Below are 12,380 nucleotides of genomic sequence, written 5' to 3'. Positions count from 1 at the left end.
TGTTTGGCGCGGTTCCCGAGCCAAACAGAGTAACACTCCTTCCGTCAGCCGCCAAAAACAGGCGGCCGACACCTCTGATGTAACTACCAGCCGAATCGCACGAAATCAAAGATTTCGGCTCCCTGGCCGCCTCAGAGAGGGAGGCAAGAGGGCAAGTCAAAAGCTAAACCGTTACTTACCTTCGATAAGGGAAATGATAAATCGTCATTTATCGCCTTTGAGCGTTATCGATGCGTTCGCCCCGGTTTTCCCCGAATTAGATAGACTTGCATACCTCCGAACACTTATAATGACTGGACCTAACATACTTTATCCGAGGTGCGGGGATGCGAAAATTTTTTCAGATGGCCGCAATCTTTTTTATACTGCTATCGACACCGGTGCAGGCTTGTGCCGATCATGTGTTCCTTTCCGAATATAAGCAGACCCTATTCAATTTAGGGAGCGGCCTGGGGGCGGACGAGGCGAACGACGTATTACAGACCGCCGACGGTTACGTTTGGGTCGCCTCCTACAGCGGCCTCCTGCGCTACGACTGCACCGATTTCCTGCGTTTTGCCGGCGGGCGCAGCGGTTTCGCGGCCAAGAGCGCCACCACCCTCTATGAGGACCGCGGCAGCCGGCTGTGGGTTGGCACCAACGACAACGGCCTCTTTGTCCGCGAGGAGGGCGGCAAGTTCCGCCATATCCCCGACCTCACGGGGGGACATTTTAACACCATCCGCGCCGTCACCGAGGGGCGTGACGGAACGATATATTTCGGCTCCGCAAGCGGCGTTGGGCGCGTGACACGGGAGGGGCTGGAACGCATCCCGCTCGGGGATATGGACACCGCCTTTGTTCTTGACCTCATATGCGACGGAGAGGGCGGCATCTGGGGCGTGACGCGCGCGGGGGAGGTCTTTGTCCTGAAGGATGGAGAGCTGCGCCGGAGGATAACCGCGCCGGAGCTTCGGGACCACACCGCGCAGTGCGTTATCCGCCACTCTTCGGGCCGGATATTCGTTGGGCTCTCCGAGGGGGGGATGCTCTCTCTCGGAGCGGACGGTGCCGCGCGGAACGCCGAATATATCCCGACGCCGGGACTTGAGGGCATAAACGACCTTTACGAGGACAGTGACGGCTATCTGTGGGTCTGTGCTGATAACGGCCTCGGCCGCTTTGATAAGGAACTGAAATTCCGCCTGATCGAGGGGGCGCTGCTCAATAGCTCTATCGAAAGGATATTTCAGGACTATGAGGGAGGATTCTGGGTCACCTCCTCGCGTCAGGGGCTGCTGTATTTCACAAAGAATAAATTCATGGATGTAAATTTCGCGCTGCAGCTGCCTCCCGCGGTGACGAACGCGGCCCTTGCCGTCGGCGGCCTTCTCTATATCGGCACGGACGAGGGGCTCTATCTTGCCGACGCCGATTTCCGGCTTCATGAAAATGGACTGACGAAAGAGCTTCGCGGAAAGCGTGTCCGCAACATCATCCGCGATTCCCGCGGGCGGATATGGATAAGCACCTTCTCCGAGTCGGGGCTGATCTGCGTATCTCCTGACGGGGGATTAAAACACTACCGCCGGGCCGAGGGAATGCCGGACGACAAGGTGCGCCTTGCGATGGAGCTCACTAACGGCGACATCGTCGCCAGCACTAACAGCGGCGCGGCTATCATACGCGGCGGGAAGGTGATACGGGTCTTTGACGGCGAATCGGGGCTGACGAACCTTACGATACTCTCCGCCTGCGAGAGCAATGACGGGACGCTCTATCTCGGCACGGACGGCGGCGGCATCTTCTCGGTGACGCGCGGCGGCGTGATGACGAACTACACGAAGGCCGACGGCCTTGGCGCGGACGTGATACTCCGCATGCTCTACGACGCGGAGGAGGGCGGCATCTGGGTGAGCGCCGGCAACGGCATTTCATTTATGGACCGCGATGGCAAGGCGCGCTCTTTTAAAATCCCGGTCCGCGTCTCAAGCGGGATTTTTGATATAAAGAACGGGCCGCACGGCAGGCTGATGCTGATCGCCGACACGGGTATACACCTGGCGGACAGGAAAGAGCTGCTCGCGGGCAAGGAGGCGCACTGGACCTCCTTCATGCGCCGCGAGGGGCTTGGCAGTACGGTGACGCCCAACTCATGGAACAGCTTCGACGGCCGCGGCAGCTTCTATCTGTGCAGCACCAGCGGCCTCTACGCCGTGGTTCCCGACCGGATTGAAAAGAACAACGTCCGGCCGAAGCTGGTGGTTAACAAGATCATCGTGGACGGTACGGTCTACGAAAACCCAAAGCGGATAGATATGCCTGGCGGGGCGAAACGACTCACCGTCGACCTTGCCGTGCTGAGCTTCACGAACCCCGGATACAACGTTGGGGAATACCGTCTCGAAGGTTTTGAAGACGAGACGAATACCGGCAATCAGCAGGATATCAGCAACATCAGCTACACGAACCTGCCCGGTGGCTCCTACACGCTCATATTCAGCGGATTTAACGGCGACGGCGCCGCGAGCGAGAAGCCGCTTGAGATATCGATAATCAAAGAGAAGGCCTTCTACGAGGAGCCGGTGGTGATCGTACTATTTTTCTTATCGCTGGCGGCGCTGATATTTCTCCTCACCCGCTATTACTACCGGCGGCGCAGCCTCAAACTTGAAAGGCGTCAGGAGGAGCTGCGCGCGATTCTGGCGCAGGCATTCGCGGCGATCGCGGATACCATCGACGCCAAGGACCCGTACACGAGCGGCCACTCGACGCGCGTCGCGAAATATTCCGTCGCGCTTGGCCGGAAGCTGGGTTTTTCCAAAGAATACCTCGACAACCTCTATTACACGGCGCTGCTTCACGACATCGGCAAGATTGGGATACCGGACAGCATCCTCAACAAGCCGGAGCGGCTGACGGACGAAGAGTTCGAGATTATGAAGCGGCACGTGGTCAAGGGAGGAAATATCCTCAGCAACATCACGATAATCGACGAGATCAAGAACGGCGCCGCCTATCATCATGAACGCTACGACGGCACAGGATACAGCAAAGGACTCAAGGGCGAGGAGATCCCGCTTGTCGCGCGCGTCATCTGCGTCGCGGACGCGCTTGACGCGATGGCCACCGCGCGTACTTACAAAACCGCGTGCGGCCTTGAATACATCATCTCCGAGATTGAAAAAAATTCCGGGCGGCAGTTCGATCCCGCGATCGCCGCGGCGATGGTCGCTCTTTTGAGGAGCGGCGAACTTAAAATATTCGGTGAGCCGTTGAATGATACGAAGGACGAAGATAAACCTTGAGGAAAAACTGTTGTATGGACTTGAAATAAAATGAAATATTGGGTATCCTTAACTCATCACTTTTGATGATTAACAGTCAGATGTTGCCGGTCCCTTGGACAAAGGGCGCATCAAGGATATAGGAGTGTTTGATTTGGTACAGTCGCATGACAACGTAATATACAACATACTTCTCTTTCTCAAAGAGACGAACGAACCCGCGGGGGCGGGGTCGGTGCAGCGCTTTCTGGAGAAGAAGGGCTTCTCCATGGCCGAGGCTACGGTGGGCCGCGTCCTGCGCGATATGGATTACGAGGGCTACACGGAGAAGGTAAGCAATCAGGGGCGCACGATCTCCGCCAACGGAGAGAGGCGGCTGCGCGAACTGGAAGAGATGCGCTGGCACGACAAATGGACGGAGGGGTTCTTGGACGTCTTTGAAAACACCGATAAAAATTACCTGCTGGAGCTGCTGGAGGCGCGTCTGCCGGTAGAGACGACCGTCGCGCGGCTCGCTGCGCTCAACGCCACGCCGGCGGAGATAGAGGAGCTTCGCGGCGTCGTGAAGGAGCAGGAGCGCCTTGCCAAGAGCGGCTCTCCCGTGTCGGCGCTGGACAACGAGTTCCACCGCACCCTCGCGGCGGCGAGCCACAATCAGATATTGGAGGCGATCGTCGAGCTGCTGCGCAAGAAAGAGGAGTACGGGCGGGTCTTTGAGAAGATACGCCGCGACGCGGGGCATATCTACAACAGCGAGCACCGCCGGATATTTGAAGCGGTCGAGGCGCGTGACCCGGAGCTCGCTGAGCTCACGATGAAAAGGCACATAGCGAACCTTATCGACAGCGTATCCAAATAAACGAGACGCCGCCATACGGTCAGGCCCGGAGCCGCGCCCCCGGGCCTGTTTTTTTGCGCGCGATTCTTCGCATGGAGCGTTTGTTTGGAGTCGGTTCTCTTCGTTCAGTCGTTCGGGGTTAAGCCCGGCATCTGGGTACCGCTCGCAGGCCGGTACGACAGGACAAGGGCGCACTGCGGAATAGCTTCAATATGCTAAATGATAAATAGCGGTTTATCAAAAATTTTGGCGCCCTCTCCGAGGGAGCTGTCCCGTAGGGACTAAGGGAGAGTTGACCTTAGTTTCTCCCGCGGCTTTTGCCGCGGGCTCTGTATGGCGCGGAAACCGCGCCATACAGAGCAACACTCCTTCCGTCAGCCGCCAAAAATAGGCGGCCAACACCTCTGATGTAATTACCAGCCTAATCGCACGAAATCAAAGATTTCGGCTCTCTGGCCGCCTCAGAGAGGGAGGCTACAAGGGCAGAAGCTAAACCGCAAGTTACCTCTTTTCCTGCCTGAAGGAAATGTGATACTGCGCCGAGGCAGAACGGCGCAAAAGAACATATATTCTGCCGATAAAATAATTCTTCGCATATAATATCTTAGAGGAAAGGGACGGTGGCGTGACAATATGAATAAAATCGGCAAATGGATAATCTGGGCCCTGATCGCGGCCTTTCTGCTCGGCTTTCTGCCGACGATAATAGATACGCTGGCGGATTTTTTCGTCCTTACGGAGGAGGGGCTCGGCGTAACGCAGCATTTTACGCGTGTCTTTAACCAGGTCGTTGCCACTATAGAGAGCTATATGTGGCACATCATCATCATCTATTCCATCATTATCGCCTTCATCATCTTTATGGAGGGGCAGAATCCAGACCGGACGATATTATGGATGCTCGTTCTCATCCTGGTGCCGGTCTTGGGCGTCGTCCTGTATCTTGTCCTTGGCCCGGACCTGCAGAGTATTCGCAACAGGCGGCTCTTCCGTCCGGCGAAGAAGTACAGCTTTGACCATTCGCCATTCAAAAAGGCGGCGGAGGACCAGTTTCTCACCGGCAGGATGCTGCACGCCTGCAGCGGCGCCGACCTTCTCATGCGTAACCGCGTGGAGATCCTGATAAACGGCAGTGAGACCTTCCCCGCGATGGAGGCGGCGATCGCCGGGGCGCGGAAGTTCATCCACATGGAGTTTTTTATCATCCGCGACGACGCCCTCGGGCATAAGATCGGCGGCCTGCTCATGGAGGCGGCGCGGCGCGGGGTCAAGGTGCGCGTTCTGTACGACGCGGTCGGCAGCTGGAGCCTCAAGGCCAGTTTTGTTAAGGAGCTCGAGGAGGCCGGCGTCGAGTGCCGCTCATTTATGCCAGTTTCGCTGCCGCTCTTCCGCCGCAAGATGAATTTCCGCAATCACCGTAAGATTTTGGTGGTCGACCGCAGGGTGGCCTTCACCGGCGGCATAAATATCGGCGAGGAATACGAGGGCAAGGGCCATCTCGGTTTCTGGCGCGACACCTTTGTGCGCCTTGAGGGCGAGGCGGTGCCGGCGCTGCACGCGATATTCCTCCACGACTGGTGCGTGCGCTCCGCGGACGATCCCGCCGCGATCTGCGAGGATCTTGACATCATAATAAACGGCCTGCCGGTGAAAGACGACTATTCCGATCTGCCGGTGATCCCGCTGCAGGTTGTGGAGAGCGGCATCGACAGCGTCTGGCATTCGATCGCCAAGGGCTATTACGGGATGATCTCGCGCGCGCAGAGGCGCGTCTGGGTGACATCGCCGTATCTGGTGCCTGGCCCTGAGCTGATGAACGCGCTCATCGCCTCCTCGCTCTCGGGCGTTGACGTGCGCGTGATGATGCCCTCCGTCAAGGACCACTTCCTCGTCTTCTGGGGCAGCCGCAGCAATATCGAGCCGCTGCTGCGCGCGGGAGTGCGCGTCTTTTTGTATCAGGACGGCTTCATCCACACGAAGTCGGTCGTCTCCGACAGCCGTATAGCCTCCGTCGGCACCTGCAACATGGATGTCCGCAGCCTCGATATCAACTTTGAAAACCAGCTCTTTATCTACGACCGGGAGATCGCGGAGTCCTTCGCGCGGCAGTTCGAGACCGACATGAAACGCTGTAAGGAGCTTAACATCGCCGAGTGGGAGAAACGCCCGCTGTGGCAGAAGCTGCTGGAGTCCTTCGGACGCCTCTACTCGGCGCAGATATAGCATGAACGACAGGGTCTACTCGCGGCGCTTCTCCGAACATCCCGCCTTCTGGGTGGTCTGCGCCGCCATCGTCACGGTTATCTGCATATACATATTCTTTAAGATAAACGAGGCGCAGCCGGGGGGAACCGCCGGAGTTATCTGGCTGATGTCCTGCGGCGCGATGACGGGGCTCTCATATCTTGCACGTCGCACAAAACGCCTCCACCATGCTCAGCTGCGCCGCTGGACGGACCGGGCCGGCAGCCTCTGGCTGCTTTTCGTGCTCTATAGCTTTTTCGCCCTTCTCGTCTTAGAGCTGGCCGGGCTGATCATGGGAAGAGAGATAATGCCCGTATGGGCTGAGCTGGCGGCCGCTTTCGCCCTCTCCGCCGGTCTCATCGCGCTGGGAGTGAAGCAGGCCCACACGATACAGACGACGAAGATCACGATAGAGACGGAAAAACTGCCGCCCGGCGAGGAGCGGCTGCGCATCGTGCAGCTGACGGACCTCCACCTCGGCCCCTACACCGGCGTCGCGCTGCTCGCGCAGATACTGCGGCGCGTGCGTGAGGCGGAACCGGATATGGTGGTGGTGACGGGCGACGTCGCCGACGGCCGCCTTGAGGGGCGTGGGCGCGAGATCGCGATGTTCCGCCGCATCAGGCCGAGGTACGGGGTTTACGCCGTCACCGGCAACCACGACTATTATGACGACATCGACAGGGCTCTGGACTTCATGCGCCGCGCGGGGATGCGCGTGCTGAGTACGGAGGCGGTCTGTGCCGGCGGCATCGTCGTCGTCGGCGTCGACGACCGCGACCACCTCCGCGAGGACAAATGGGGTTTGTCCCGCTCGGAGACGGTGATCGTCAATACGCGGAGCCGTTTCCGCGACAAGTTTATGCTGCTGCTGCGCCACCGCCCCGTCGTAGAGATCGGCACGCAGGGAATGTTCGACCTCCAGCTCTCGGGCCATACGCACGGAGGCCAGCTCTTTCCGCTTCTATCCTCGCGGCTTTTTTTTCGCGGTCATTCACGGGGCTTTAAAAAACTTCAAAAGGGCAGTATGCTCTATACGAGCAACGGCGCGGGATATGTCGGGCCTCCCGTGAGGCTCATGGCCCCGCCGGAGATTGTGGTGATAGATCTGGTGAGAAGATAATTGGCGCGCCCTCAGAGAGATAACCCGGAAAAATTCGGACGGCTTGACGGCCTTCTGCCGAAGGCGGAGGGAAGGATAAAGCCGAATCCCGCCTCCCTGCCTAAAGAGCTTGACATCGAAGGGCTGCCGGAGGGGCGTTGGATCGCGCGCGGTGTCTATCGCATGGAGCGCGAGTTCGCCTATGGCCGCTGGTACGGCAAGAAGATGCTAGCCTCTCCCGCGGAGAGCGGGCGGACGCTGCGTCATTGGGGCGGGGACGCCGTTCCCGTCTTTCTCGACACCGAGACGACCGGACTATCGGGCGGCACGGGCACCTACGCCTTTCTTATCGGGCTGGGGCTCTGTGGTGAGGATTCTTTCCGCGTCGTGCAGCTTTTTCTGGCCGGGCCCGCTTGGGAGCGGAGCTGGCTCGCCGCGATCGAGGCGGAGCTGCCGGAACATTATGGCCTTGTGACGTACAACGGGCGCGCCTTCGACCTGCCGCTGCTGCGCACGCGCTATACGCTGGCCCGCGCGGTACCCTCGTGGGGCGGCGCGCCGCATATGGACCTGCTCTCCCTCTCGCGCCACTTTTATAAGGGACGGCTCTCATCCTGTTCGCTCTCGTCGATAGAGAGGAACGTCCTTGGTCTGCGCCGCAGCGGCGAGGATGTTCCCGGCAGTGAAATACCCTGGATGTACACCCAGTTCCTGCGCACGCAGGACGCGGGGCCGCTGCGCGGCATCTTCTACCATAACACACTGGACATAGTTTCGCTTGCGGCGCTGCAGATACATATCGCGGAGATGGCGCGCGGAGAATGTTCCTGCGCGGCCGATATGATACGCGCGGGCGACCTTTGGGCCGCGAAGGGCTTTCAGGAGGAGGCGCGCGCGGCCTGGGAGGGGGCGCTCGACTTCCGTCACGACCGTCACTTCGCGCTGCTGCGCCTCGCGGAGGCCGAACGCGCCGCGGGAAACTACGAGGCCGCCTACCGCTACTACGAAGAATCGCTCGAGACGGAGCGCCGCCCCGTGCGCACGCTGGAGACGATGGCGAAGATAGAGGAACACCGCTTCCGCCGCTGCGGTGACGCCCTGGCCCACGCCACGGAGGCGCTGAGATGGCTTGAGAGCCACCGAATATTCAAAGACCGCCAGTGGGAGGAGGATAGAAAAAACCTCCTGCACCGGATAGAGAGGTTAAAAAGAAAGCTTGCCGCCAAAGAGTGCGGCGAAGATGTATTTCCCGGCGATGGCGGAGAGTTATGAAGGCGCTTTTACCAAGCAGGTCTTCCCGTGAGGTTCTTACCCTTACAAATATGATATAATGAAAAAGCCGTTTTTTTATTTAACGAATTTGAAGGGAAGCCTGTAGAGCATGTATGCTTTTATCGATACGTCAGGGGACATGAATTCAAAAGAAGAACAATATGTTGTTACCACAGCGGCGGTAATCAGAAAAGCTAAAATTCCCTCCCTGCTTTCCCAAATTTATAATTTAAAGAAAGGTATCCTGGAAAACGAAAGACAGGAAATAAAGGCTCAGTCCTTTATCAACGCTAGTACGCTGGCGCAGAATGGAGAGCCATTCAGTAAAAAATATACATTTATTGACAGATATGTACACGAGGTGCTGAGAGAATTTACATTTTTTGCCTTTTCAGCAAAGAATACCGTTCTCGGACTGAAACCTTTTGAGAGCGGGGGCGGATATTTGCCCAAACATTATAAACTTCTTCTGGAACGAATCAATTACCTGGCAAAATCTGAGAAAAAACAGGCTTTGATCCTTATAGACTATAGCTATAAAAACACGGACAGGAATATGGCGTTTGCTTTCAGCGATTATCTGTATAAGTCCCTGAAAGGCTCCTCTTTGGGCAATATAATAGAATTTCCGCTTTTCGTGGACTCTGAGATGACGGAGGGAATCCAAGCGGCCGATGTGGGCGCGGGTATCCTGAGAAACTATTACACGTTGTTGGAGAAACAGTCCGGACTAGATGACAAAAAACTTTTATTCAAGTCTAAAGTCCAAGAATATTATGAAATCATTCGGGGGTGCTCACGAGATTTCAGAAATAATGGCAAAACCATTTATGGATTATATAAGGTGAGAAATGACGTTTGACATCAAGAGTTGTTTTTACTATACTGAATATGCTGTTATGGAGCTTCTGCTTCCATTTACGTGCCTACTGGTTCGTTCAGCGAGGGACAGTCGAAAGGCTGTCCCCTTTTATTCTTAACATGGGACGTAGATATTTCCCACGTGGAACATAGATCAACACCTCGTCTTTTTCAAGCTCTTCCAGGAGACCATCATCCAGATTTTTTGTCGTCAGCAGATCCGGCTTTTTGGCGAGCGCCTCTTCCAGATCGGAGTATAACCCGCCGAAGGTCATCAGGCTCTTTATACGGCTGGCCTCCACCCGCAGATCGATGTCGCTGTTTGCCTCAGCTTCGCCGCGCGCATAGGAACCGAAGAGATATATCGCCTCGATATCATACCTTGCGGCAACCGGTGCGACGAGCTCTTTTATCTCGTCTATCGTAAGCGTCAAATATACCGTACCTACGCCAATAATCAGATCTATTATATTATCATTCAGCAGAGTCGTTGACTCCGGCATCAGAGGCATGGTCACAGGATTCGTCGTTGTCGCCGGCCGTTGAATCAGTCTGCTCTTTCAATTTACAGTGACATGGAAGTTCTTTGCTCCAGGGCAGGATGGTATGGTATCGCTCCGGTGCCGTGTTGGGCATGTTTTCAAGGATGTATTTGAGGTATTCGTATGGTTTGAGGTGGTTCTCTTTTGCCGTCTCTATTATTGAGTAGATTACCGCGCTGGTTTCCGCTCCTTTGGGGGAGCAGGAAAAGAGCCAGTTTTTTCTGCCTATGACGAATGGTTTTATGCTTCGTTCCGCCATGTTGTTGGAGATTTCTAATCTGCCGTCAAGGTAGAAGGTCTCAAGTAACGGCCTCTGTTCAAGGGCATAGTGCAGAGCCCTTCCGAGTGCCGATTTGGGGAGGGCGGGGGTGTTCGAGACCCACGCGAAGAAGGCGTCCGTTACCGCCTTGCTTTGTTCAAGTCTTTTGACACGGCGCTCTTCCGGCGTCAGTTTTGCATAGTCACGTTCAAGAGAGAAGAGTCTGTCACAGTATTCAAGTCCTTTCTGTGAGGCGCAGGTTGGTTGTTCTTCTTGTGGAACCGCCTGTATCCCTTCGTGAAATTTTCTTCTCACATGGGCCCAGCAGCCACAGCGGCGAATTTCTGCACCGAGTCTGCCATATCCCGCATAGCCGTCTGTGTGCAGACAGCCTCTGAAGCCGTTGAGGAATTTTATGGGGTGTGAGCTTGAACGGGTTTCCTGGTATTGAAATAAGACGACGGGGTAAGCGGAGTATTTTCCGGTACGGTACAGCCACATGTAGGATTTGGTACGTGAAGCCCTTCCGGGTTCACGCAGTACCTGTATCTCTGTTTCATCCGCATGGAGTATCTCTTCTTCCAGAAGTTTACGGCGCATTTCATTGTATAGCGGGTACAGCCACTCTTTCCCTGCACGCAGAAGCCAGTTCGCCATCGTCTGTCTGCTAAGTTTTATTCCCTCTTTCATGAACGAGAGTTCCTGGCGGTATAACGGCACTCCCTGCATGTATTTCTGCGTCATGATGTGTGCTATAGACGACGCGGAGGCGGCACTTCCCTTTATCACCGGAGCAGGAACATCCGCCTTTTTTATCGGAACATGCGTGTTTTCTCTCTCGCATCGGCGGCAGCCGTATATTCCCTGGGCATGGACCACGACCTTTACGCTGGCCGGGATGATCTCTATCTCGCGTCTTTCATCATATCCTATAAGATGCATTTTGCCGCCGCATTCCGGACAGGACCGCTCTTCTTCCGAAAGGGTGTATTCCAATCTCTCCGTGGGGAGATCCTCAAAATCATCCTCCGGCTTTGATCCGCCTTTACGGCTTCTTCTTGTATATGTTATCTCACAAACCGTGGGCTCCGGCTTTTTGACGTCCGACTCATTTTCCGCCTCGTCAAAAAGAAGAAGCTGACGGGAATCCGCTTCGCTCTTCTCGCTTGAACTCGCATACTGCCTGTGACGGCTCAGCCTCAGGCACTCTTCATAATAAGCGACCTTCTTCTCCAGCTTCTGTCGTTCAAGCTCAAGACCGGAATTCTTTTCCTCAAGCTCCGCATATTTATTCTTCAACTCTTCCAGTTCACGTATAAGCTCTTCCATAAGATTATGATACAGGAAAATACGCCTTAATTACAGTAATACTAACATCTTGCTATTTTCGACTATTACCTTACGCCGTCACCTCGGGGAAAACCTCGTCCATACTGAGTCTGCGGCGCAGCTTAGTGCCTGAAAACAGACAGGAAAATTCATCCTTAGTGATAACCATCCTCTTCACACTCCCCTCCGCAGGCCACGGGAAAGTACCGCGTTCAAGCCTCTTCTGATACAGCCAGAAACCGTCGCCGTCCCACTCGATGATCTTCACCCTGTTACGGCTCTTATTACAAAAGATAAACATAGACGTACCGCTGAAATCACAGGCAAGCCTGAAATTTACGATGGCAGCCAGACCGTCGACACCCTTACGCATATCCGTAGCGCCGCAGACAATATATATATCTTTATTACCGCTCTCGATCATAAAACTGCTCCCTTCGGTGCTGATTGATGAAAGGAGTTTACGAGCTTTTGGGCTTAATTTATAGGTACGGGGGTTTTGACGCTTACCGTCTATCGTGTATATTTTATCCGTATATGAGATCTCGGCCATATTTTTCGCCCACTTTATTCTATTATAACAGCGGGCCGCCATTTCTTCTATTTTCATATAATAGGCGAAATGATGTATAATTCATGCCAAATTTACACGAATTCGACACTTGCC

Annotated in this window: 9 protein-coding genes; 6 read left to right on the top strand and 3 right to left on the bottom strand. The window is 55.4% G+C overall.

Translation table 11 applies throughout. The annotated features are described in order from the left end of the window. Positions 1-326 precede the first annotated feature (326 nt). The 6 genes from BED41_RS14535 to BED41_RS14510 all read left to right on the top strand — a co-directional run bounded on the left by BED41_RS14535 (position 327) and on the right by BED41_RS14510 (position 9,584). Positions 327-3,287, top strand: a complete 2,961-nt coding sequence (locus BED41_RS14535; protein WP_066747937.1) for an HD domain-containing phosphohydrolase — start codon at positions 327-329, stop codon at positions 3,285-3,287. A 133-nt stretch (positions 3,288-3,420) separates the two neighbouring features. Beyond that, positions 3,421-4,125, top strand: a complete 705-nt coding sequence (locus BED41_RS14530) for an FCD domain-containing protein (protein ID WP_066747930.1) — start codon at positions 3,421-3,423, stop codon at positions 4,123-4,125. 612 nt (positions 4,126-4,737) lie between these two features. Then, a complete protein-coding gene (gene cls / locus BED41_RS14525) occupies positions 4,738-6,327 on the top strand; it encodes a cardiolipin synthase (protein WP_066747926.1) in 1,590 nt (529 codons plus the stop codon). Between the two features lies 1 nt (position 6,328). After that, positions 6,329-7,471 (top strand): metallophosphoesterase, encoded by a 1,143-nt coding sequence (locus BED41_RS14520; protein WP_066747923.1) that lies wholly within the window; start codon positions 6,329-6,331, stop codon positions 7,469-7,471. Further along, complete coding sequence (locus tag BED41_RS14515) at positions 7,472-8,722, top strand: ribonuclease H-like domain-containing protein (protein ID WP_066747920.1); 1,251 nt, start codon at positions 7,472-7,474, stop codon at positions 8,720-8,722. A 109-nt stretch (positions 8,723-8,831) separates the two neighbouring features. After that, complete coding sequence (locus BED41_RS14510) at positions 8,832-9,584, top strand: DUF3800 domain-containing protein (RefSeq protein WP_066747917.1); 753 nt, start codon at positions 8,832-8,834, stop codon at positions 9,582-9,584. A gap of 76 nt (positions 9,585-9,660) precedes the next feature. Here the strand turns inward: BED41_RS14510 and BED41_RS14505 are convergent, their stop codons facing one another. The 3 genes from BED41_RS14505 to tnpB all read right to left on the bottom strand — a co-directional run bounded on the left by BED41_RS14505 (position 9,661) and on the right by tnpB (position 12,137). Then, positions 9,661-10,017, bottom strand: coding sequence for a nucleotidyltransferase family protein (locus BED41_RS14505; RefSeq protein ID WP_229712328.1), 357 nt, complete (start codon positions 10,015-10,017; stop codon positions 9,661-9,663). Positions 10,018-10,057: 40 nt separating this feature from the next. After that, a complete protein-coding gene (tnpC, locus tag BED41_RS14500) occupies positions 10,058-11,713 on the bottom strand; it encodes an IS66 family transposase (RefSeq protein ID WP_066744738.1) in 1,656 nt (551 codons plus the stop codon). A gap of 70 nt (positions 11,714-11,783) precedes the next feature. Then, positions 11,784-12,137: an IS66 family insertion sequence element accessory protein TnpB gene (tnpB, locus tag BED41_RS14495; RefSeq protein WP_066744741.1), complete on the bottom strand. Its 354-nt coding sequence runs from the start codon at positions 12,135-12,137 to the stop codon at positions 11,784-11,786. Positions 12,138-12,380: the final 243 nt, after the last annotated feature.

The organism is Cloacibacillus porcorum (genome assembly GCF_001701045.1).
In the GTDB taxonomy this organism is placed as follows: domain Bacteria; phylum Synergistota; class Synergistia; order Synergistales; family Synergistaceae; genus Cloacibacillus; species Cloacibacillus porcorum.
Note: the sequence above shows the minus strand (reverse complement) of the source record. Positions and strands in the feature narration are given on the sequence as shown.

Coding starts and splice junctions, on each gene's coding strand:
- BED41_RS14510 (WP_066747917.1), top strand. CDS start 8,832: ATGTATGCTTTTATCGATACGTCAGGGGACATGAATTCAAAAGAAGAA.
- tnpB (WP_066744741.1), bottom strand. CDS start 12,137: ATGATCGAGAGCGGTAATAAAGATATATATATTGTCTGCGGCGCTACG.
- BED41_RS14535 (WP_066747937.1), top strand. CDS start 327: ATGCGAAAATTTTTTCAGATGGCCGCAATCTTTTTTATACTGCTATCG.
- BED41_RS14520 (WP_066747923.1), top strand. CDS start 6,329: ATGAACGACAGGGTCTACTCGCGGCGCTTCTCCGAACATCCCGCCTTC.
- tnpC (WP_066744738.1), bottom strand. CDS start 11,713: ATGGAAGAGCTTATACGTGAACTGGAAGAGTTGAAGAATAAATATGCG.
- cls (WP_066747926.1), top strand. CDS start 4,738: ATGAATAAAATCGGCAAATGGATAATCTGGGCCCTGATCGCGGCCTTT.